Consider the following 21,625-nt stretch of genomic DNA (forward strand, 5'->3'; position numbering starts at 1 on the left):
CCTCAGCCCGACGCGCCCGCCGCACCGCCCACGCCGACGGCCGCCTTCGCGACGGACTCCACGAGCGAGACGCCCGCCTCCTTCGTCGCGTGACCGCGCGACAGCACCGCAACCAGCAGGGTGCGCCCGCCGCTCTCCACCCGCCCGATGCTGTTGACGTCCCACAGCCCCGTCGTCGTCCGGGGCATCCAGCCGTTCTTCAGCACGGCGTCGGCGCCCGCGGCGGACACCCCCCACCGCTGGTCCGCGTCGACCTGGCCCATCAGCTCCGTCACGTAGGCGCGGGAGGCCGCCGACAGCACCGAGTCCGCCCGGAACACCGCCTCCAGCAGCCGCACCTGGTCGGACGCCGTGGTCCGGGTCAGCCCCCATGCGCGCGCGGCCTCCGTCGCGGTCAGCCCGAGCCGTTCGTTGGCCGAGTCGAGCCCTTCCTCCCCTCCGATCACCTTGAGCAGCTCGGTGGCGGAGGTGTTGTCGCTGCGCCGGATCATGGCCTCCGCGTACGCGTGCTCCGCGCCGTTCAGCTCCCGGCCCTCGTCCTGCGCCTGGAGCAGCAGCGCCGCCAGGATGTCGACCTTGACGATGCTTGCCGTGTCGTACGACCCGTCGCCGTACGCGGCACCCGCGCCGCTCCCGGTGTCCAGCACGGCCACCGAGACGTCGGCGCCGTCCGCCAGGGGCGCCAGCGCGTCGGCCAGTTCCGCGTCGAGATCCACCTCGGGCTCCTCGCTCCGGCCCGCCTCGGCCGGCGGGCTCGACGCGGAGGATACGGCGGCGACCGCCGCGGACGCGTCATCCGGCGGACGACCCACCAGGTACGCACCTCCCGCGGCGGAACCGGCCGGCAGGACGACGGCGGCGGTCACGAGGCCGGACAGCGCCGGCCCGCGCGTTCTGTGACGGGGCATGGTCCGGAGGCCGAGCAGCGTGGCCGGCAGCAGCCTGTGCCAGACCTGTCGCCCAGGTGAGAGAACCGACCCACTACGCTCGTCCTGTGGCGCTCAAGAACATCCCGGACCCCGGTTTCTCCGACGACGACGGCACCGCCTCGCCCGAACTGACGGCGGCCCTCGCCGCCTGGGCCGAGGACCGGACGGCCGTCGGACCCGTCCTCGCGGCACTGCGCGACGCCCGGCTGCTCGTGCCGGTCGTCGCCGTGCTGGGCGAGGTCGAGGAGGGGCGCGAAGCTCCTGGGAGCGGTGCCGGCGGGCGACGGGGGGGCGGGCTGCGCCGCGAGAAGACCAGCGACATGGCCGTGCCGACGCTCCAGGCCGGCGACCGGCGTGCCCTGCCCGCCTTCACCTCCACCGCCTCGCTGGCCCGCTGGGACCCGCAGGCGCGCCCCGTCGCCGTACCCCTGCACCAGGCGCTGCAGGCCGCCGCGCACGAGAAGGCGGACACGGTGGTGCTCGACCTGGCCGGGCCCGTCGCCTTCGAGCTGACCGGCCCGGCGCTGCTGGCCCTCGCCGAGAACCGCGACAGTGCCGACCCTCTCGACGACCCAGCCGTCGTCGCCGCGGTGCGGGAGGCGGTCGCCGCCGAGCCCGCGGTGCTGCGTGCCCACCTCGGTCCCGGCACGGCCGACGGCACCCTCGCGCTGGTCCTCGCGCCGGACGCCGTGATCGCGGAGGCCGCACGCAGGGTCGCCGACGCGCTCTCGGCCAGCGCGGTGCTGCGTGCCCGGCTGGTCCGCGGGATCGACCTGGCGCTGCTGCCGGCCGGTTCCGAGGCTCCGGGCACTCCCCTCTTCAGCCGCTGACGCGCACGAGCCCGCCACCTGTCACAGGCGGCGGGCTCGTCGGGCCGTGGTTCCGGCCGGAGGGTCAGCCGTAGACCGGGCCGGTGTACTTCTCGCCCGGGCCCTGGCCGGGCTCGTCAGGCACGAGCGAGGCCTCACGGAAGGCGAGCTGGAGCGACTTCAGGCCGTCGCGCAGCGGCGAGGCGTGGAAGGTGCTGATCTCGGTGGCGCTCGCGTCGAGCAGCCCCGCCAGCGCCTGGACCAGCTTGCGGGCCTCGTCCAGGTCCTTGTGCTGCTCGCCCTCCTCGGTCAGGCCGAGCTTCACGGCCGCCGCGCTCATCAGATTGACGGCGACGGTCACGATCACCTCGACGGCGGGAACCTCCGCGATGTCGCGGGCCATGTCGTCGAAGCCGGGGTTCTCGGTGCTGGGAGTGGTCGTGTCGCTCATGCTCACACGATAAGGCCACGCGGGTGCGGCTCCTGCTGCGGGAGCCGCCCGGGCAGCGGGTTCGCCGTACCCCCGGGGAGCTGCTAACCTTGTGTAACGACCGGCCGGACACCTATGTGCTCGGCCCACAAGTGGAGGCTCCGATCTCCCACCTGACCGTCCTCCGGGACGGCGGGTCACCGGTCAGGTGGCAGCCATCGTTCCGTACGGACGATGGGGCCGCCCGATTGCGCCCCGCGGTTGCACGCGACGGTGTTCCGGTAGTTCCAGGAGCCCCGCCTGTGTCCCGTCCGGGGCATTTCTGCTTTCCCGGGTCGGTTGGTCTTACAGAAGACGTTACGCGGCTGTCCGCCAGGCGGTCGCGTGGTGCTACCGAGGAGGATCCATCAGCGCCGAGCCCCGCATCAACGACCGGATTCGCGTTCCCGAGGTGCGACTGGTCGGTCCCAGCGGCGAGCAGGTCGGGATTGTTCCGCTTGCCAAGGCCCTGGAGCTCGCACAGGAGTACGACCTCGACCTGGTCGAGGTGGCGGCGACAGCCCGTCCCCCCGTGTGCAAGCTCATGGACTACGGGAAGTTCAAGTACGAGTCGGCCATGAAGGCCCGTGAGGCGCGCAAGAACCAGGCGCACACGGTCATCAAGGAGATGAAGCTCCGGCCGAAGATCGACCCGCACGACTACGACACCAAGAAGGGTCACGTCGTCCGGTTCCTCAAGCAGGGGGACAAGGTCAAGATCACGATCATGTTCCGTGGTCGTGAGCAGTCCCGTCCGGAGCTGGGTTTCCGACTGCTCCAGCGTCTCGCTTCGGACGTCGAGGACCTCGGCTTCATCGAGTCGAACCCGAAGCAGGACGGCCGGAACATGATCATGGTTCTGGGCCCGCACAAGAAGAAGACCGAAGCCATGGCCGAAGCCCGTGAGGCCCAGGCCGCCCGCAAGGCGGAGCGTCAGGGAGTCACCCCCGACGCCGAGTCCGAGGGTGACACCGCTGAGGCCCCGGCCGCAGCGGCCGAGGCTCCGGCCGAGACACCTTCCGAGGCGTGACCTCCGGGGGCCGCCACCCAGGCGCCCCCGGGTCCCTCGGAAACCACCCAAAGATCTGACGCCCCTGCAGTCCGGTGCCCGCACCGAGAGGGGCGCCACTGACGAGGAGATAACGGCGCGATGCCGAAGAACAAGACGCACAGCGGTGCCAGCAAGCGCTTCAAGATCACGGGCTCCGGCAAGGTGCTGCGCGAGAAGGCCGGCAAGCGCCACCTGCTCGAGCACAAGTCGTCGAAGAAGACCCGCTCGCTGACCGGCACGGTCGTCGTGGCTCCGGCCGACGCCAAGAAGGTCAAGAAGCTTCTCGGCAAGTGAGGCGCGGCCTCCGGTGAGCCCGGAGGCGCGACCTCGATCCGACCGGGACCAATTCGTTTCCGGGTCGGGTGGGTCTGCACAGAGACCACCTGACCCCGCTGCAAGGAGTTAAAAGTGGCACGCGTCAAGCGGGCAGTAAACGCCCACAAGAAGCGCCGGGCGATCCTCGAGGCCGCCAGCGGTTACCGCGGTCAGCGTTCGCGCCTGTACCGCAAGGCCAAGGAGCAGGTCACCCACTCCCTGGTCTACAACTACAACGACCGCAAGAAGCGCAAGGGCGACTTCCGTCAGCTCTGGATCCAGCGCATCAACGCGGCCGCGCGCCAGAACGGCATGACGTACAACCGCCTCATCCAGGGTCTGAAGGCCGCCAACATCGAGGTGGACCGCAAGATCCTGGCCGAGCTCGCGGTCAACGACGCCAACGCGTTCGCCGCCCTCGTCGAGGTTGCCCAGAAGGCCCTCCCGAGCGACGTCAACGCCCCGAAGGCCGCCTGATCCAGGCAGTACTTCCGTCGTCCCAGCGTTTGAGCCGGACCCGCAGACGCGCGCCGTCTGCGGGTCCGGTGCGTTGCAGCACGTGTCGCGTACCCAGTCAGCCGTACGCGGAGAAACGTACGCAGAGAAGCTGACTTACGCAGAGAGGCTCGCCGCCGACCATGGGCACCCCCGAACTGATCTCCGCGCGATCGCCGCGAGTAGCCGCCGCACGACGGCTGGCCAGGCGTAATTTCCGCGGCAAGGAGCGCAGGTTCATCGCCGAGGGGCCGCAGGCCGTGCGGGAGGCCGCCGCGCACCGGGGCGGCGACGGCGAACCCACGCTGACCGAGCTCTTCGCCACCGTCGAGGCGGCCGACCGGTACGCCGACATCATCGACGCCGCCCGTGCCGCCGGCGCCCGTGTGCACCTCGCGGACGGCGACGTGCTCGCCGACGTCTCGCAGACCGTCACCCCGCAGGGCCTGATCGGCGTCTGCCGTTTCCTGGACTCGCCCTTCGAGGACGTCCTCGCGGCGAGGCCCACGCTGGTCGCGGTCCTCGCCCACGTGCGCGACCCCGGTAACGCGGGCACGGTGCTGCGCTGCGCGGACGCCGCGGGCGCGGACGCGGTCGTGCTCACCGACGCCTCCGTGGACCTCTACAACCCCAAGTCGGTCCGTGCCTCCGTCGGGTCGCTCTTCCACCTGCCGGTGGCCGTCGGCGTACCCGTGGAGCAGGCCGTGCGGGGACTCCGGGACGCCGGCGTGCGCATCCTGGCCGCCGACGGCGCCGGTGAGGACGACCTCGACGACGAACTCGACGCGGGCACCATGGGCGGGCCCACCGCCTGGGTGTTCGGCAACGAGGCATGGGGCCTCCCGGAGGAGACGCGCGCCCTGGCCGACGCCGTGATCCGGGTGCCGATCCACGGAAAGGCCGAGAGCCTCAACCTCGCCACCGCCGCCGCCGTGTGCCTCTACGCCTCCGCGCGGGCGCAGCGCCCCCGGCGCACGGACTGATCCCATCCGCGCCCCACCGATCGATACGGGCCACACCCCGCCGGTGACCATCCGGAGGGTGTCGCTCTGCCGCTGACGCCTAGTAGGGTGACGAACTCGGGGGCCCACTGCGCCGGTTCGAGAGGTGGGGTACGGGAAGATGGCTGTCGGCATGAGCGGGCCGCGAGTGACACACACGGCCGCCGTGCGCGCCCTCCCCGACGAGGCCGGAGGAAGCCAGGCCGTCGAAGGCCCCGCGACGGGCGTCGACCCGGACGACCTGCCCGACGGTCTCGTCGTCGCCGACGAGAACGGCAGGGTCGTCTGCTTCAACGAGGCCGCTGCCAGGATCACCGCCACGCCCGCGGCCACCGCGCTCGGCCTCCCCCTGGACCAGGCCCTGCCACTGGAGGACCTCAAGGGACGACGCTGGTGGGACCTGACCGACCCGTACGGCGGTCTCGCCACCAGGGTCGGCCAGCCCGAGCGCAATCTCCTGCTCCCCGGCGGCCGCGAGGTCCTGGTCTCCGCGCGGTACGTACGCGGGACGCCGACCGGGCCGGTCCGCCGCCTCGTCGTGTCGCTGCGCGGCACCGAGGCGCGACGGCGCACCGAGCTCAGTCACGCCGAGCTGATCGCCACGGTCGCCCACGAGCTGCGCTCGCCGCTGACCTCCGTCAAGGGCTTCACCGCCACGCTGCTGGCCAAATGGGAGCGGTTCACCGACGACCAGAAGCGGCTGATGCTGGAGACCGTCGACGCGGACGCCAACCGTGTCACCCGGCTCATCGCCGAGCTGCTCGACATCTCCCGGATCGACTCAGGGCGGCTGGAACTGCGCCGCCAGCCCGTGGACGTCTCCGCGGCCGTCGAACGCCACGTCCAGGCGCTCATCGCGACCGGCCAGGCACCCGGCCGCTTCCTGGTGCACACCCGGCAGCCGCTGCCCGCGCTCTGGGCCGACCCCGACAAGGTCGACCAGGTGCTCGGCAACCTTCTCGAAAACGCGGTGCGCCACGGCGAGGGAACCGTCACAATCGAGATCGCCCCTGCGCCCGCACCGGCGAAGAGCGACGAGAACGGAACGGCAGTCACCGTGAGCGACGAAGGTCCCGGCATCCCCGAGGAGTCGATGCGCCGCGTCTTCACCCGCTTCTGGCGGGGCAGCAAGCGCGGGGGGACCGGCCTGGGCCTTTACATCGTCAAGGGCATCGTCGAGGCGCACGGCGGCACCATCACGGTCGACCGCGCACCCGGCGGCGGCGCGGAATTCCGATTTATCCTGCCCGTGAGCGCGCCGGCCTACCTGGCCTGAGCGGCCCACGGGCTTCTTCGCCCCCCGGCGGCCCGTAGACTCGGCTTTTGGCACCTTTGCGTCCTCAGTCGTCCAACCAGGGTCGCCACCAGCCAATCGGAAGCACGGGAAGAGATGTCGGCACCGAACAAGTCGTACGACCCAGTCGAGGTCGAGGCACTGAAACCGGAAGAGATCGAGCGCCTGCGGGACGAGGCGTTCGCCGCCTTCGCCGCCGCGGGCGACCTCGACGCGCTCGCCCAGGCGAAGACCGCGCACACCGGTGGTACCTCGCCCCTGTCGCTCGCCAACCGCGAGATCGGCGCCCTGCCGCCGCAGGCCAAGGCCGAGGCGGGCAAGCGCGTGGGCCAGGCCCGCGGCGCCGTCTCCAAGGCGCTGGCCGCACGCCAGACCGAGCTGGAGGCCGAGCGTGACGCCCAGGTGCTGGTCGAGGAGGCGGTGGACGTCACCCTGCCCTACGACCGCACCCCGGCCGGTGCGCGCCACCCCCTGACGACCATCATGGAGCGCGTCGCCGACGTCTTCGTGGCCATGGGCTACGAGATCGCCGAGGGCCCCGAGGCCGAGGCGGAGTGGTTCAACTTCGACGCCCTGAACTTCGTGCCCGACCACCCGGCGCGGCAGATGCAGGACACCTTCTTCGTCCAGGGCACCGCGCCCGACGGGAAGCCCACCACAGGCGACGAGTCGGGCATCGTGCTGCGTACGCACACCTCGCCGGTCCAGGCCCGCTCCCTGCTCAGCCGCAAGCCCCCCGTCTACGTGGTCTGCCCCGGCCGGGTCTACCGCACCGACGAGCTCGACGCCACGCACACCCCGGTCTTCCACCAGATCGAGCTGCTCGCCGTCGACGAGGGCCTCACCATGGCCGACCTCAAGGGCACCCTGGACCACATGGTCCAGGCGCTCTTCGGCCCGGACATGAAGACCCGGCTCCGGCCGAACTTCTTCCCGTTCACCGAGCCGTCCGCCGAGATGGACATGGTCTGCTACGTCTGCCGCGGCGAGTCCGTCGGCAACCCCGACCGCCCCTGCCGCACCTGCGGCAGCGAGGGCTGGATCGAGCTCGGCGGCTGCGGCATGGTCAACCCCAAGGTGCTCGTCGCCTGCGGTGTCGACCCCGAGAAGTACAGCGGATTCGCCTTCGGGTTCGGCATCGAGCGGATGCTGATGTTCCGCCACAACGTCGAAGACATGCGAGACATGGTCGAGGGTGACGTCCGGTTCACCCGGCCGTTCGGGATGGAGATCTGATGCGCGTCCCGCTTTCCTGGCTGCGGGAGTACGTCGACCTGCCGGCGACGGAGACCGGCCGTGACGTACAGGCCAAGCTTGTCGCCGTGGGTCTCGAGGTCGAGACCGTCGAGCAGACCGGCGCCGGCCTCAAGGGCCCCCTGGCCGTCGGACAGGTCCTGACCATCGAGGAGCTGGAGGGCTTCAAGAAGCCCATCCGCTTCTGCACGGTCGACGTCGGCACCGCCAACGGCACCGGCGAACCGCAGGAGATCGTCTGCGGTGCCCGCAACTTCTCCGTCGGCGACAAGGTCGTCGTGGTCCTCCCGGGTGCCGTCCTGCCCGGTGACTTCGCGATCGCCGCGCGCAAGACGTACGGCAAGACCTCGCACGGCATGATCTGCTCCACCGACGAGCTCGGCATGGGCGACGACGGCACGCACGGCATCATCGTGCTGCCGCCCGAGTACGAGCCCGGCACCGACGCGATCGAGCTCCTGGAACTCGTCGACGAGGTCCTCGACATCGCCGTCACCCCGGACCGCGGCTACGCCCTGTCGATGCGCGGGGTCGCCCGTGAGACCGCCGTCGCCTACGGTCTGCCCCTGCGCGACCCGGCGCTCCTGGACGTGCCCGCACCCAACGCGTACGGCTACCCGGTGAAGGTGTCCGACCCGGTCGGATGCGGCAACTTCACCGCGCGTACCGTCACCGGCCTGCGGCCCGAGGCCCGCTCCCCGATCTGGATGCAGCGCAGGCTGCAGAAGGCCGGGATGCGCACGGTCTCGCTCGCCGTCGACATCACCAACTACGTGATGCTGGAGCTCGGCCAGCCGCTCCACGCCTACGACCGCACCCGGATCGACGGGCCGATCGGGGTGCGCCGCGCCGAGCAGGGCGAGAAGCTCGTCACGCTCGACGGCGTCAAGCGCGTCCTGGACGCTCAGGACCTGGTCATCACCGACGACCGCGGGCCGATCGGCCTCGCGGGCGTCATGGGCGGTGCCCACACCGAGATCGCCGACGTGGCCGAGGACGCCGGGACCACCGAGGTCGTCATCGAGGCCGCGCACTTCGACGCGATCTCGATCGCCCGGACGGCACGCCGCCACAAGCTGTCCTCCGAGGCGTCCAGGCGCTTCGAGCGCGGCGTCGACCCGCAGGCCGCAGCCGCGGCCGCGCAGCGGACCGTCGACCTGCTGGTCCTCCTCGCGGGCGGCACGGCGGAGGCGGGCGTCACCGAGTTCAGCGCCCCGTCCGCGCCCCACACCATCGCGATGCCCGCGGACCACCCGGACAAGGTGGCCGGTGTCTCCTACGGACGCGAGACCGTCGTACGCCGGCTCCAGCAGGTCGGCTGCGACGTCTACGGGCAGGACGAGCTGATCGTCACGGTGCCGTCCTGGCGCCCGGACCTCGCCGCGCCGAACGACCTGGCCGAGGAGGTCATCCGGCTGGAGGGGTACGAGAACCTCCCCTCCACCCTGCCGACGCCCCCGTCCGGCCGCGGGCTCACCGACCGCCAGCGGCTGCACCGCCGCATCGGCCGGGCACTCGCCGGCGCCGGATACGTCGAGGCACTCAGCTACCCGTTCATCGGCGACGCCGTCCTGGACCAGCTCGGCCTGGACGCGGACGACGCACGCCGCCGTACGGTGAAGCTCGTCAACCCGCTCTCCGACGAGGAGCCCGCGCTGCGCACCACGCTGCTGCCGGGCCTGCTCGGCGCACTGCGGCGCAACGACGGCCGCGGCAGCCACGACCTCGCGCTCTTCGAGACCGGCCTCGTCTTCCGGCCGACCGGTGAGGAGACCAGGGCGGTGCGGCTGCCCGTCGACCGCCGTCCCACCGACGAGGAGATCGCCGGTCTGGACGCCGCGCTCCCGCGTCAGCCGCGCCGTGCCGCTGTCGTCCTCGCGGGCGCCCGCGAACAGGCCGGCTGGTGGGGCAAGGGCCGCCCAGCCGACTGGGCGGACTCCGTCGAGGCGGCGCGTGCCATCGCCCGTGAGGCGGGCGTCGAGGTCACGGTCCGCGCCGACCGGCACGCGCCGTGGCACCCCGGCCGCTGCGCCGCGCTGTACGTCACGGTGAACGGCGAGGAGATCCTCTTCGGACACGCGGGTGAGCTGCACCCGCGCGTCATCAAGGACCTCCACCTGCCGGAGCGCAGCTGCGCCATGGAGGTCGAGCTCGACGTCCTGGAGCAGGCTGTCGACGGTGCGCTCCAGGCGCCCCGGATCTCCACCTACCCGGTGGCGACCCAGGACGTCGCCCTCGTCGTCGACTCGGACGTGCCCGCCGACGCGGTGGAGAAGGCGCTCCGCGAAGGGGCCGGCGAGCTGCTCGAATCGCTGCGGCTGTTCGACGTCTTCACCGGCGAGCAGATCGGTGAGGGCAAGAAGTCCCTGGCCTACGCGCTGCGGTTCCGCGCCCCGGACCGCACGCTGACCGTCGAGGAGGCCTCGGCCGCCCGCGACACCGCGGTCGCTCTGGCCACCGGGCGCACGGGCGCGGTGCTGCGCGGCGCTTAGTCGGCACAAGCGGTGAGAAGGGGCGTATCCGGTGAACGGATACGCCCCTTCTGTCTCGCCGGACGGCCCTGGGGCCGCAACCGGGCCTGCTGCCATCGGGACAGCGGGCTGTACGGTCCGGCGCCGCCCGCCCTGCCACGGAGTGTCGGGCAGGCCGGCAGGACGAACGGCGCGGGGCGGGTCGTCGAACTGTACGAGGGGGAGCCGACGACCCGGCCGCCTCTTGCGAGGCACTCATTCAAGCGAGCGGCGCACGGGCGCGGCAGAGCGCACAGCAGGACGGTTCGGGCATTCCGTTCACACCCCGTGTGAATCGTGCTCCACTAGGCTCATCGCGACGCGTACATGGGGGGGCAATGGAGCCCAACGTCCTGCTCGAATCCCTGATCGACGAGGCGGGTGTGTCCCGCGCCGGGCTCGCCGGTCATGTCAACCAGGCCGGTCGTGCCCGCGGGCTGTGCCTGCGCTACGAACACACGGCGGTCAGCCGCTGGCTCAAGGGCCAGCGTCCGCGCGGGCAGGTCCCCGACCTGATCTGCGAGGTCCTCGCGGGCCGCCTGGACCGGCCCGTCACGCTCGACGACATCGGCATGGGGATCCAGGGGATGCACCCGGCCGCCGCCCGGGGTGCCGGCCTCTCCGGGTTCGTCGAGCACGCGACCGCCCTGTGGCGCTCCGACGAACAGCAGCGCCCGCACCTCGCCACCGCGCCCGCCGTCACGGGCACGACAGCCGTGATGCCGGTCTGGGAGTGGGAGAACCCACCCGAGGACGCCGATGTCTCCCGCCCCGGCCCGTCCCGCGTGAGCATGGCGGACATAGCGATGCTCCGGGCGGCCCGCGCGCACTACGAGCAGATGTACCGCAAGGCGGGCGGTATCGCGACAAGATCCCGCATCGTCGGCTTCCTCAACGCCGAGACCGCGCCGCTGCTGCGCGGCGGGTACAGCGACGCCACGGGCCGCCGCCTCCACCGTGCGGCCGCCGGGCTGGTGGCAGTCGCGGGGATCTGCGCCTACGACTCCGACGCCCACGGACTCGCCCAGCGCTACTTCCACCAGGCCCTGCGCCTGGCCAAGGCCAGCGGGGACCGGGGCCTCGGCGGATACGTGATCGCGCTGCTGGTGAACCAGTCGCTGTACCTGGCCGAATACAGGCGCTCCGTCGCCTTCGCCGAGGCCGCACTGCGCGCGGCGGGCCCGCACATCACCCCGGCGCTGGCGGCCGATCTGCACGCGATGCAGGCCAAGGCCTACGCCCGGCTCCGTGACCACCGCAGCGCCCTGGTGTGCATCCGCCGTGCCGAGGCCGAGGGCGGCCGTATCCGGAGCGGCGGCGAACCGGACGAGACGGGGTATGTGCAGCCTGGCCTCGTCAACGTCCAGGTGGCGGAGGCTCTGCTGTGTCTCGGGGATCTGCCCGGTGCCCGGGAGCACGCGGCGGTGGCCGTACGCTCCCCGGCGCACGATCGCGGGACCGTGCACCGGCTCGCCATGCTCACCCATCTCGAACTGCTCCAGGGGGAGGCCGACAGAGCCGCCCGCACGGCCTCGGAGATGGCGGAACGCGCTCGGGGCATGGAATCCCAGCGGCTCCGGGAACGCCTGCGCTCCGTACGGGAGCACCTGGCCGTGAGCGGCAGCACCGATGCCCGAGCGGCCGCGGGCCTCATCGACGGGGCGCTGCGCGTGCCCCTGTGAGCCCCGCGCGAGGAGCGTTCACGCGTTCCCCAGCGAAGCGGACCCTGCTCCGATATTGCCATCGCCCAGTCGGAAGGTGGCAGAACTGTGCAGTGGACGAACTTGAACGAACAGACCGTGTACGAGAATCGCTGGTTCCGGGTCAACCTGGCGGATGTCGTTCTCCCCGACGGCCGACACCTGGACCACTTCCTCATCCGGCTCCGGGCCGTCGCCGCGGCGACCGTCGTCAACGAGGCCAACGAGGTCCTGCTCCTGTGGCGGCACCGGTTCATCACCGACAGTTGGGGCTGGGAGCTCGCGGCCGGGGTGGTCGAGGACGGCGAGGACATCGCCGCCGCGGCGGCCCGGGAGATGGAGGAGGAGACCGGCTGGCGCCCCGGCGAGCTACGCCCGTTCATGACCGTGGAACCGGCCAACGGCCTCGTCGACGCCCGGCACCATCTCTTCTGGTCGGGGGAGGCGACGTACACCGGTGCCCCGGCGGACGGCTTCGAGTCCTCGCGCCGCGAGTGGGTCCCGCTCAAGCTCGTGCCGGACATGGTCGCGCGCGGTGAGATACCGGCGGCGAACATGGCGGCCGGACTGCTGATGCTCCATCACATGCGGCTTGGCTGACAGCCCATGTCCCCGTGCCGGGCGGGCCGGGCCCACCCGGCACGGGGATTCTTCACCCGTGGGAGTGGAAGTCCGCGCCGAGGAATCGCTTCTCCGGAGACCACTTCCGCACGAGAACGCGCCACAGGCCGGTCAGGAACTGTGGACCCTGAGCTGAACTGCCCGCTCACGGCCCACAGTCGCGCGTCAGCCGTACGGGTAGAAGCCCGAGCCCGTCTTCCGGCCCAGCCGCCCCGCGTCGACCATGCGCTGGAGCAGCGGGGGAGCGGCGTACAGGGGCTCCTTGTACTCCGCGTACATGGAATCGGCCACCGATGCCACGGTGTCCAGGCCGATCAGGTCGGCGAGCTTGAGCGGACCCATCGGGTGGGCGCAGCCCATCTCCATGCCGTTGTCGATGTCCTCGCGGCTGGCGATGCCCGACTCGAACATCCGGATCGCCGAGAGCAGGTACGGGATCAGCAGGGCGTTGACGACGAAGCCCGAGCGGTCCTGGGCGCGGATCGCGTGCTTGTCCAGCACGTTCTGCACGACGGCCTCGGCACGCTTTATGGTCTCGTCGGACGTCGTGAGCGCGGGGATCAGCTCGACGAGCCGCTGCACCGGGGCCGGATTGAAGAAGTGGATGCCGATGACCTGGTCCGGCCGGGACGTCGCCACGGCCAGCTTCACCAGCGGGATGGAGGAGGTGTTCGAGGCGAGGATCGCGTCCGGCCGGGTCACCACCTGGTCGAGCACCTGGAAGATCTCGGTCTTGACCTGCTCGTTCTCCACGACGGCCTCGATCACGAGGTCACGGTCGGCGAACTCACCGAGGTCGGTGGTGAAGCTGAGGCGGGCGAGGGTCTCGTCGCGCTCCTCCGCGGTGATCTTGCCGCGTTCGGCGGCCTTGGACAGGGAGTTGTGCAGCCGGGTACGCCCTATCTCCAGTGCCTCGCCGGTGGTCTCGGCCACCTTGACCTCGAGGCCGCTGCGGGCGCACACCTCCGCGATACCTGCGCCCATTTGGCCACAGCCCACCACTCCGACGCGTGCAATGTCGGCCATAGAGTCCGTCACCTCGTGCCTTTCGCTGATCCTCGTGCGGCAGTTCCCGTTTGATTCCGGTGCCCGCCTCGACCCCCCGACGTTACTCCGCGATCCGGTTCCGGTGAGCCGCGGGTCGGAAGGTCCGGGCGCGGGCATGATCTGTGTCACGCACTGTCGACGTGACACAACGGGAACAGGAAAACGAAAGGTGCACAGATGCGTCGTATGGGCCGGAGGTCATTGGTGATGGGAGCGGCGAGCACGGTGGCCGCCCTGATGACAGCGGGTGACGCCGTCGCCGCGCGCCGGCCGGAGCCCCGTCGTCACCGGGGCCGCAGAGCTGACAAGGGCGAACTGCGCGGGGTGTGGATCGCCACGGTCGCCAACCTGGACTGGCCGTCGAAGGCGGGACTGAGCGCCGCGGCCCAGGAGGCGGAACTGATCGCCCATCTCGACCGTGCGGTCGCCCTGCGGCTGAACGCCGTGATCCTCCAGGTCCGGCCGAGCGCCGACGCCCTGTGGCCCTCGTCGTACGAGCCGTGGGCCCAGTGCCTGACCGGCGTGCAGGGCAAGGACCCGGGATGGGACCCGCTGGGTACGGCGGTGCGGGAGGCGCACGCCCGTGGACTGGAACTGCACGCGTGGTTCAACCCGTACCGGGTCGCGAACCACACGGACCCCTCACGCCTCGTCGCCTCCCACCCCGCCCGGCAGCACCCGGAATGGGTACTGCCGTACGGCGGGAAGCTCTACTACAACCCCGGTCTGCCCGAGGTCAGGGAGTTCGTCCAGGACGCGATGCTCGACGCGGTGAGCCGCTACGCCGTCGACGCGGTGCACTGGGACGACTACTTCTACCCGTACCCGGTGGCGGGCCAGGTCTTCGACGACGACGCGGCGTACGAGCGCTACGGCGAGGACTTCGCGACCAAGGCGGCCTGGCGCCGCGACAACACCGACCGGCTGGTCCGTGAGACGGCCGAGCGGATCAAGGAGGTCCGCAGCGGCGTCCGCTTCGGGATCAGCCCCTTCGCGGTGTGGCGCAACGCCACGACCGATCCGCTGGGGTCCGACACCGCGGCCGGCGTGGAGACGTACGACGACCTGCACGCGGACACCCGGAAGTGGGTGAAGGAGGGCTGGATCGACTACATCTGTCCGCAGATCTACTGGAACATCGGCTTCTCCGCCGCCGACTACGCGAAGCTGCTGCCGTGGTGGGCCGAGACGGTCCGGGGCACCGGTGTCGGCCTGTACGTCGGGGAGGCGCTCTACAAGGCGGGAGACCCGGCTCAGCCCGCAGCCTGGCAGGACCCGGCCGAACTCTCCCGGCACCTCGACTTCGCCGCCGGGCACCCGGAGGTGGGCGGACACGTCTACTTCTCGGCGAAACAGGTGAAGGCGGACCCCGTCGGAGCCATGGCGCGGGTGGTCGCCGACCACTATCAGGTCCGGGCGCGCACCCCCCGCTGACCGCTCCTTCCCGCGCCGGTCACGGGCCTCCGCCTCCGTGCCGTCCGGAGGTGTGCGCCGGGGGCCACTCGTGCCCCCGGCGCACACGCGCTCTAGCGGTCACGGTCCACGGGGGCCGTGTGCTGGACGACGCTGTCGGGGCCCGGCGACCTGATCGACTCGTGTCCGTCCTCGAAGCGCAGACGGTACGGGGGACTGCCCCCGTCGCCGAGCACCTCGATGATCTCTGCTACCCGGTCGTGCTGTCCCACGGTCCTGCCGTGTGTCAGCAGCCGGTCGCCCGTGTGTGCCTCCATCGGGGTGACCTCCTCACGGATGGCGTCCATGTCGACAAGTCTATGACCGGACCGGCGTGGCGGCTCCCGTGCGGCGGCCCGCGCCCCGCCCGGCCCGCTGGGTGACGGCGATGCACACCAGTACGGCCACCGCCGCCACCGGGGCGGCGGCGGACACCTCCTCGCCGAGCGCGAGGAACGACCAGACCAGGGTCAGCAGCGGCTGGGCCAGCTGGAGCTGGCTTGCTCGCGGAACCCCGATCTCAGCCATGCCCCGGTACCACACGTACAGCCCCAGGAAGGTCGAGCCGACGGCCACCCAGACCAGGCCGACGACCCCGCGTGCCGTGAGGTGCACCGGTTCGAAGGGCAGGGCCGCCGCCGCGCCGGCCACCGCGAGCGGCAGCGTGAGGACGAGGGCCCAGCCGATCACCTGCCAGCCCGGCATCACTCCGGCCAGCCTGCCGCCCTCGGTGTATCCCGCCGCGCAGACCACCAGGGCCCCGAACAGGTACAGGTCGCCGCCCGAGAGATGTCCGCCGCTCTGCTGGACGGTGAAGACGATGACCACGGCCGCCCCGGTCAGCGCCGCGATCCAGAAGGCGCGGGGTGGGCGGGAGCCGGTGCGCAGGGCGGAGAGGAGCGCGGTCGTCAGCGGCAGCAGTCCCACCACGACGGCCGCGTGCGAGCTCGTGGAGGTCTGGAGCGCCAGTGAGGTCAGCAGGGGGAATCCCACCACCACGCCGCCCGCCACCACGGCGAGACCGGCCCAGTGGCGCCGCTCGGGCACCGGGACCCGGCCCGCCAGCAGTGCGCATCCCGCGATCAGCGCCGCGAGGAGACTCCGCAGCGCGACCAGGGACCAGGGGCCGAAGCTCTCCAGGCCCCACACCGTCGAGGGAAAGGTCAGCGAGAAGGCGAGGACGCCGAGCCCGGCGAGCACGACCCCGCTGGACGGGCCACGGCGTACCACGGGCCGGTGGAGGTCGACCGCTATCGCCATCTGTCCGGTAGCGCTATTGTCTGCTGTCATGCATGAGCGTAGCAGTGTGTCCGAGCTGGTGAATTCTCTGCGGGGTGAGCTCAACCGCTACTCGCCGGGTGGAAAGCTGCCGTCCAGTCGGGCACTCGTCGAGCGTTTCAAGGTCAGTCCGGTGACCGTCTCCCGGGCGGTCGCGCAGCTCGCCGCCGAAGGCCTGGTCGTCACCCGCCCCGGCGCCGGAGCCTTCCGGGCCGAGACCCGCGTCGCCGCTCCCGCTCCCGGCGACACCTCCTGGCAGGAGGTCTCGCTCAGCGGGGACGGCGGGCCCGAGGTCGTGCCGCGCACCGTCGACGCCTCAGGCGTCCTCGTCACGCTCGCCGCGCCGCCGTCCGGGGTGATCGAATTCAACGGCGGCTACCTCCACCCCGCTCTCCAGCCCGAGCGCGCCATGGCCGCCGCCCTGGCACGGGCCGGACGCCGGCCGGGGGCCTGGGGCAGGCCGCCCACCGACGGGCTGTCCGAGCTGCGCGCCTGGTTCGCCCACGAGATCGGCGGCACGCTCACCGGCTCCGACGTCCTGATCACCGCGGGAGGGCAGAGCGCCCTGGCCACCGCCCTGCGGGCGCTCGCCCCGCCGGGAGCCCCCGTCCTCGTCGAATCACCCACCTACCCGGGCATGCTGGCCGCCGCCCGCGCCACCGGCCTGCGACCGGTACCCGTACCGGTGGACACCGACGGGGTCCGGCCCGACCTGCTGGAAGCCGCCTTCCGCGCCACCGGGGCCAGGGTCTTCGTCTGCCAGCCGCTCTTCCAGAATCCGACGGGCGTGATCCTCGCCCAGGACCGGCGTGAACGGATCGTGCGCGCCGCCCGGCAGGCGGGCGCCTTCGTCGTCGAGGACGACTTCGCCCGCCGCCTCGTCCACGCGGACGCCGGCCCGTTGCCCGAACCCCTCGCGGCCCACGACCCGGACGGTGTCGTCGTCCACGTGCGCTCCCTCACCAAGATCACCTCACCCAGCCTCCGTGTCGGCGCGCTGGCCGCACGCGGACCCGTCCTGGAACGGCTGCGTGCCATCCAGGTCGTCGACAGCTTCTTCGTTCCCCGCCCGATCCAGGAGGCCGCCCTCGAACTCGTCGGTTCCCCGGCCTGGGAACGCCACCTCCGTACCGTGGCCGCCGAACTCGGCGGCCGCCGCACCGCCATGACGGCGGCGGTGCGCGACCGGCTGCCCGAACTCGCCCTGCCCCACGTGCCGTCGGGCGGCGGAAGCATCTGGCTCCGGCTCCCCGGCCCGGGGGCGGACGAGCCCGTCCTCGTGTCCGCCGCACTGCGCGCCGGCGTGGCCGTCGCACCCGGCCGTCCCTACCACTGCGCCGAACCGCCCGCCGGACACGTCCGGTTGAGCTTCGCCGCCGTCTCGGGCCCCGCCGAGATCGCTGAGGGGGTGCGCAGGCTGCGTATCGCGGTCGACGAGCTGCGGACGCCCGGCTAGCCTCCCCGAATGAGCCCGAACGACACCGAAGCGCAGCGCTACGAGATCTCCGACGACCCCTCGCGGCTCGATGCGGCCCGCATTCACCGCTGGCTGTCCACGGACGCCTACTGGGCCCTTGGGCGCACCCGCGAACAGCAGGACCGGGCGATGGCGGGCTCACACAACTTCGCCGCCTACGACGTGGTTTCGGGTGAACAGGCCGGCTACGCGCGCGTGGTCACCGACCGGGCCACCTTCGCGTGGGTGTGCGACGTCTACATCGACCGGGCCGCCCGCGGGCAGGGCCTCGGCACCCGGCTCGTCACGGCCGTACGTGACGAACTGGCCCCGCTGGGCGTCCGCAGGTTCCTGCTCGCCACCAAGGACGCCCACGGGGTGTACGCGAAGCTCGGATTCACCCCGCTCGCCGAACCGGACATGTGGATGGTCCTCCAGAAGGGCTGAGGCCGGCGGGCGCCCTCTTGACCGGCGCGGCGCCCTGCCCCACGATCGCGCGCATGAGTGTTCGGGTGTCTCTCGTCGCCACAGCACGAAGCTCCGCCCTCCTCGCCGAGCGTTTCGACGACGACCGGCCGCTCGACCACGCCGGCCGGCGCGAGGTCCAGCTCGCCTCCCACGCCCTGGTGCGGCTCGGCGCCGCCGAGCTGCGCTACTGCTCGCCCACGCCGCGCAGCCGCGCCACGGGCGACGCCCTCGGCTTCGCCCCGCTCGTCCAGCTCGCCCTGCGGGACTGCGACATGGGCCGCTGGCGGGGGCTGACCCTGTCCGAGGTCGCCGCCCGCGATCCGGCCGGTGTCGACGCCTGGCTCGCCGATCCGCGCTCCGCGCCGCACGGCGGCGAGTCCCTGCTCGCCTTCATATCCCGGGTGGGAGGCTGGCTCGACACCCGACCGGTCCGTGAGGGCGCGGTCGTCGCCGTCGCCGAACCCGCGGTCGTCCGCGCGGCCCTGGTGTACGCACTCAAGGCCCCGCCGTCGTCGTACTGGAACGTCGACGTCCGCCCGCTGTCCACCGTGACGATCACGGGCCGGCCCGGCCGGTGGAGCGTCAGCCTCGAATCCGCTCCGCACTGACGGGGTCACCCGGTCGAAGGAACGGGCCGTACAGCGTCTTCCCGCCGGTCCGACCAGTCGGTATGGTGCGTGGCACCGAGACGAGGAGAGATCCGTGCCGCAGATCCAAGGCCACTGTGACGACCGGTTCGCCGCGGTACGCGACGCGTTCGCGGCGAACTTCGCCGAGCGCGACGAGCTGGGCGCGGCGGTCACTGTCCTGCTCGACGGCCGCCCCGTGGTGGATCTCTGGGGCGGCTGGGCCGACGGGGAGCGGACCCGGCCCTGGGAGCGGGACACCGTGGTCAACGTGTGGTCCACGACGAAGGGCCCCACCGCCCTCTGCGCCCACATCCTGGTCGACCGCGGCCTCCTGGACCTCGACGCCCCGGTGGCGGCGTACTGGCCCGAATTCGCCGCGGCGGGCAAGGAGTCCGTGCGCGTACGTCATCTGCTCTCGCACCGCTCGGGAGTCGCGGGCCTGCGCGATCCGCACACCCTGGCCGAACTCTACGACTGGGAGGTGACCACGGCCCGCCTCGCCGCCACCGAGCCCTGGTGGGAGCCGGGCACCCGCTCCGGCTACCACGCGATCTCGTACGGCTTCCTGGTCGGCGAGGTCGTCCGCCGGATCACCGGCCTGCTGCCCGGGGAGTTCCTTCGCCGGGAGATCACCGGGCCGCTCGGCATCGACTTCAGCGTGGGCCTCCCGGAGAAGGACGTGGACCGGGTCGCCGAGCTCGTCCAGCCGAAGGACGTCTCCCGCGAGCAGGCAGCGCTCTTCGCCCTGATGGAACCGGTGGCCATCGCCTCGCTGCTCAACCCCGGCACGGGCACGGCCGCCGCGAACACCCCGGAATGGCGGGCCGCCGAGATCCCCGCCGCCAACGGCCACGGCACCGCCCGCGCGGTCGCCGCCCTGTACGGCATCCTCGCCGGGCGCGGCATGCTCGACGGCAGGCGGATCCTGTCCGAGGAGGCGGCCGAGCGGGTCCGCGAGGGGCAGGGCAGCTGCCGCGACCTGGTACTGGGAGCGGGCTTCGCCCATGAGACCGAGCTGGGTCTCGGCCTCTGGCTGAGCGGCGCGAACGGCTCGTACGGCCCCAACCCGCGTGCCGTCGGCCACGACGGGGCGGGCGGCTCCTGCGGCCTCGCGGACCCGGAGGCCGGGATCGCGCTCGGCTACGTCATGAACCGCATGGGCCCGGACATCGCCGACGACCCACGCAAGATGGCGCTGGTCGACGCGGTGTACGGGGCTCTCCCGGCGGCTCAGTAACCGGTCGGGCGCACGAGACCCGACTCGTACGCGTACACCGCTGCCTGGGTCCGGTCCCGCAGGCCCAGCTTCACCAGAATCCGGCTCACATGGGTCTTCACGGTCTGCTCCGCCACCACCAGACGGTCCGCGATCTCCGCGTTCGACAGGCCCTGCGCGATCAGCGAGAGCACTTCGGTCTCGCGTTCCGTCAGATCGCCCGTCCGCGCCCTGCCGGGTGCGCGGGGACCGGAGCTGACCCGGGAGAACTCGGCTTTCAGGCGCTTGGTGATGTTCGGGGCGAGCAGGGCGTCACAGGCCGCCACCACCCGCACGGCCTGTGCGAGTTCGGCGGCGGAGGCGTCCTGTGATTCTCAGTGCTCCCGCGCGTAGGTCACGACCCACGCGACGGCGAGAGCGAGCCCGAGAATCCCGATGCCGAAGATACCGAGAGTCGTCCCGATCCCCTTCCCGTCCAGCGCAGCACGCACTCCGCCGCCGAGCCCGCCGACCGACATGCACAGACCGAGGACGAACGCCCGCGAACTCCGGGGGCGCAGCAGGTGTCCCGCGCTCGGACGTCGGCGTCCGGGCTGCGGCGGACCTGCGCGACGGCGGCCGGAGGGCGGTGTGCCCGGAAGGTTCTTCATCGATACCTCACCTTTCCCAGTGCTGCAGGAGCATCCACATACGTGTCTTCAGGGCCCTTCTTCGACGGGGTGTAGGCGAAGTCGACCACTGTCGCCACCACGGCGACGGGCGCGCCGAAGATCTTCCCTCCGAACCTGCCGACCGTGTTCAGCGCTGTGGGCCGGTGGTGCTTGCCCCTGACGTCACTCAGCAGCGAACCCTTCTCCAGGTGCTTGCTTGCCTCACCGGCAGCGTAGGCGGGTGTGCCGCCGAGGAATCCCTGTACAGCGCCGTTGAGGTCTCCGCGTAGGAGCGCCTCGCCGCCCATCCAGGAGCGGTAGCTGAGAAATTCAGCGACGGGCTTCACGGTGCCGCTGCCCCATTTTTCGGGGGGCACATACTCGGCTACGTCCAGTTTCGTCTGGGCGGCCTGCTCCTCGAGCGTCTTCGCGTCCTTCAAGGAGCCGTAGTGCACGGAGCTGAACTGGTGCGGGTCCTGGGTGAGGGCCGCGAGCCCTCCGGTGCAGAGGGCATCCGCGTCCGCCGCGCGCTGGAGTATGGCCTCCATCCGTTTGACGAGTGTGTCGACGTCGCTTCTGCCGGGATCGGAGCTCTCCAGATGGATGACGACCCCGTACGGGTCGATTTTGAGGCCGTAGGGCGGGTTCTCGTAAATTTCGACGAGCTCGGCCTTGGCCCTGGCCAACTCGCTGCAGGCGTCCTTGAGCAGGTTGGTGATGCTTTCGGCCTGGGGCACCGCATCTTGGAACTCGCCCGCTGTCCTCGTGACGAACGGCTTGGTGACGCCGGCGTTCTCGCCCTTCCAGGCCGTCCCTTGCGCATAGGCGCTCATGTCCCCCGCGTCCTTGGCGAGTTCCCGCAGCTTCTTGGACATGACGACCCAGTCGTCGATCGCCGAGTCGAGCGGCTTCGTTCGCAGATTCAGAAGATGCTGGAAAACCAGCATCGGGCACCTCGCCTGGATGAAGAAGAAGGAGGAC

At 71.7% G+C, this 21,625-nt stretch carries 22 protein-coding genes and 1 pseudogene; 15 read left to right on the top strand and 8 right to left on the bottom strand.

Annotation, left to right across the window (positions count from 1 at the left end; genetic code table 11):
• Positions 1-2: 2 nt before the first annotated feature.
• Positions 3-908, bottom strand: a complete 906-nt coding sequence (locus tag JOC24_RS20665; RefSeq protein WP_205021836.1) for a serine hydrolase — start codon at positions 906-908, stop codon at positions 3-5.
• Between the two features lie 86 nt (positions 909-994).
• Here JOC24_RS20665 and JOC24_RS20670 point away from each other — a divergent pair, with 86 nt between their 5' ends.
• Complete coding sequence (locus JOC24_RS20670) at positions 995-1,759, top strand: SseB family protein (RefSeq protein WP_205021837.1); 765 nt, start codon at positions 995-997, stop codon at positions 1,757-1,759.
• A gap of 64 nt (positions 1,760-1,823) precedes the next feature.
• On the opposite strand, the gene JOC24_RS20675 is transcribed toward JOC24_RS20670, so the two are convergent.
• Positions 1,824-2,189, bottom strand: a complete 366-nt coding sequence (locus JOC24_RS20675) for a DUF1844 domain-containing protein (protein ID WP_205021838.1) — start codon at positions 2,187-2,189, stop codon at positions 1,824-1,826.
• Between the two features lie 385 nt (positions 2,190-2,574).
• Between JOC24_RS20675 and infC the strand changes: the two genes are divergently transcribed.
• The 9 genes from infC (at position 2,575) to JOC24_RS20720 (ending at position 12,427) form a co-directional block, all read left to right on the top strand.
• Entirely contained in the window at positions 2,575-3,237 is a 663-nt protein-coding gene (infC, locus tag JOC24_RS20680) for a translation initiation factor IF-3 (RefSeq protein WP_307792746.1), read from the top strand.
• Positions 3,238-3,357: 120 nt separating this feature from the next.
• The gene (rpmI, locus tag JOC24_RS20685; RefSeq protein WP_099176763.1) at positions 3,358-3,552 is read left to right on the top strand and encodes a 50S ribosomal protein L35; all 195 of its coding nucleotides are present in this window, start codon (positions 3,358-3,360) and stop codon (positions 3,550-3,552) included.
• Between the two features lie 114 nt (positions 3,553-3,666).
• Positions 3,667-4,050: a 50S ribosomal protein L20 gene (gene rplT / locus JOC24_RS20690; RefSeq protein WP_003970214.1), complete on the top strand. Its 384-nt coding sequence runs from the start codon at positions 3,667-3,669 to the stop codon at positions 4,048-4,050.
• Between the two features lie 161 nt (positions 4,051-4,211).
• Positions 4,212-5,051: a TrmH family RNA methyltransferase gene (locus JOC24_RS20695; protein WP_205021839.1), complete on the top strand. Its 840-nt coding sequence runs from the start codon at positions 4,212-4,214 to the stop codon at positions 5,049-5,051.
• Positions 5,052-5,190: 139 nt separating this feature from the next.
• Positions 5,191-6,345: a sensor histidine kinase gene (locus tag JOC24_RS20700; RefSeq protein WP_205021840.1), complete on the top strand. Its 1,155-nt coding sequence runs from the start codon at positions 5,191-5,193 to the stop codon at positions 6,343-6,345.
• Between the two features lie 114 nt (positions 6,346-6,459).
• Entirely contained in the window at positions 6,460-7,599 is a 1,140-nt protein-coding gene (pheS, locus tag JOC24_RS20705) for a phenylalanine--tRNA ligase subunit alpha (protein WP_205021841.1), read from the top strand.
• The gene (gene pheT, locus JOC24_RS20710) at positions 7,599-10,109 is read left to right on the top strand and encodes a phenylalanine--tRNA ligase subunit beta (protein ID WP_205021842.1); all 2,511 of its coding nucleotides are present in this window, start codon (positions 7,599-7,601) and stop codon (positions 10,107-10,109) included. Before pheS ends, pheT begins: the two co-directional genes overlap by 1 nt.
• 356 nt (positions 10,110-10,465) lie before the next feature.
• Positions 10,466-11,809 (top strand): transcriptional regulator, encoded by a 1,344-nt coding sequence (locus tag JOC24_RS20715; protein WP_205021843.1) that lies wholly within the window; start codon positions 10,466-10,468, stop codon positions 11,807-11,809.
• 87 nt (positions 11,810-11,896) lie between these two features.
• Positions 11,897-12,427: an NUDIX domain-containing protein gene (locus tag JOC24_RS20720; protein ID WP_205021844.1), complete on the top strand. Its 531-nt coding sequence runs from the start codon at positions 11,897-11,899 to the stop codon at positions 12,425-12,427.
• Between the two features lie 186 nt (positions 12,428-12,613).
• On the opposite strand, the gene JOC24_RS20725 is transcribed toward JOC24_RS20720, so the two are convergent.
• A complete protein-coding gene (locus JOC24_RS20725) occupies positions 12,614-13,474 on the bottom strand; it encodes a 3-hydroxybutyryl-CoA dehydrogenase (RefSeq protein WP_205021845.1) in 861 nt (286 codons plus the stop codon).
• Positions 13,475-13,672: 198 nt separating this feature from the next.
• Here JOC24_RS20725 and JOC24_RS20730 point away from each other — a divergent pair, with 198 nt between their 5' ends.
• Positions 13,673-14,929 carry a glycoside hydrolase family 10 protein gene (locus tag JOC24_RS20730; protein WP_205021846.1) on the top strand — a complete coding sequence of 419 codons (1,257 nt, stop codon included), beginning with the start codon at positions 13,673-13,675 and terminating at the stop codon, positions 14,927-14,929.
• Between the two features lie 92 nt (positions 14,930-15,021).
• On the opposite strand, the gene JOC24_RS20735 is transcribed toward JOC24_RS20730, so the two are convergent.
• Entirely contained in the window at positions 15,022-15,225 is a 204-nt protein-coding gene (locus JOC24_RS20735) for a DUF1918 domain-containing protein (RefSeq protein ID WP_205022047.1), read from the bottom strand.
• A gap of 40 nt (positions 15,226-15,265) precedes the next feature.
• Entirely contained in the window at positions 15,266-16,237 is a 972-nt protein-coding gene (locus tag JOC24_RS20740) for a DMT family transporter (RefSeq protein WP_205021847.1), read from the bottom strand.
• On the opposite strand from JOC24_RS20740, the gene JOC24_RS20745 reads away from it, so the two are divergent.
• From JOC24_RS20745 to JOC24_RS20760, 4 genes are all read left to right on the top strand, one after another.
• Positions 16,236-17,681 carry an aminotransferase-like domain-containing protein gene (locus tag JOC24_RS20745; RefSeq protein ID WP_205021848.1) on the top strand — a complete coding sequence of 482 codons (1,446 nt, stop codon included), beginning with the start codon at positions 16,236-16,238 and terminating at the stop codon, positions 17,679-17,681. The two genes, JOC24_RS20740 and JOC24_RS20745, sit on opposite strands and share 2 nt — an antisense overlap.
• Positions 17,682-17,690: 9 nt before the next feature.
• A complete protein-coding gene (locus JOC24_RS20750; protein ID WP_205021849.1) occupies positions 17,691-18,128 on the top strand; it encodes a GNAT family N-acetyltransferase in 438 nt (145 codons plus the stop codon).
• Between the two features lie 53 nt (positions 18,129-18,181).
• Complete coding sequence (locus JOC24_RS20755; protein ID WP_205021850.1) at positions 18,182-18,757, top strand: histidine phosphatase family protein; 576 nt, start codon at positions 18,182-18,184, stop codon at positions 18,755-18,757.
• A gap of 94 nt (positions 18,758-18,851) precedes the next feature.
• Positions 18,852-20,015 carry a serine hydrolase domain-containing protein gene (locus JOC24_RS20760; RefSeq protein ID WP_205021851.1) on the top strand — a complete coding sequence of 388 codons (1,164 nt, stop codon included), beginning with the start codon at positions 18,852-18,854 and terminating at the stop codon, positions 20,013-20,015.
• Here JOC24_RS20760 and JOC24_RS33835 read toward each other — a convergent pair.
• The 3 genes and pseudogenes from JOC24_RS33835 to JOC24_RS20775 form a co-directional block, all read right to left on the bottom strand.
• A pseudogene (locus JOC24_RS33835) lies at positions 20,009-20,362 on the bottom strand (response regulator transcription factor); the annotation flags it as partial. The gene JOC24_RS20760 and the pseudogene JOC24_RS33835 sit on opposite strands and share 7 nt — an antisense overlap.
• 6 nt (positions 20,363-20,368) lie before the next feature.
• On the bottom strand, positions 20,369-20,644 hold the full coding sequence (locus JOC24_RS20770; RefSeq protein ID WP_205021852.1) for a hypothetical protein: 276 nt from the start codon (positions 20,642-20,644) through the stop codon (positions 20,369-20,371).
• The gene (locus JOC24_RS20775) at positions 20,641-21,591 is read right to left on the bottom strand and encodes a hypothetical protein (protein ID WP_205021853.1); all 951 of its coding nucleotides are present in this window, start codon (positions 21,589-21,591) and stop codon (positions 20,641-20,643) included. Before JOC24_RS20775 ends, JOC24_RS20770 begins: the two co-directional genes overlap by 4 nt.
• Positions 21,592-21,625 lie beyond the last annotated feature (34 nt).

Origin of the sequence: Streptomyces sp. HB132, from assembly GCF_016909575.1 — a bacterium.
Taxonomy (GTDB): Bacteria; Actinomycetota; Actinomycetes; order Streptomycetales; family Streptomycetaceae; genus Streptomyces.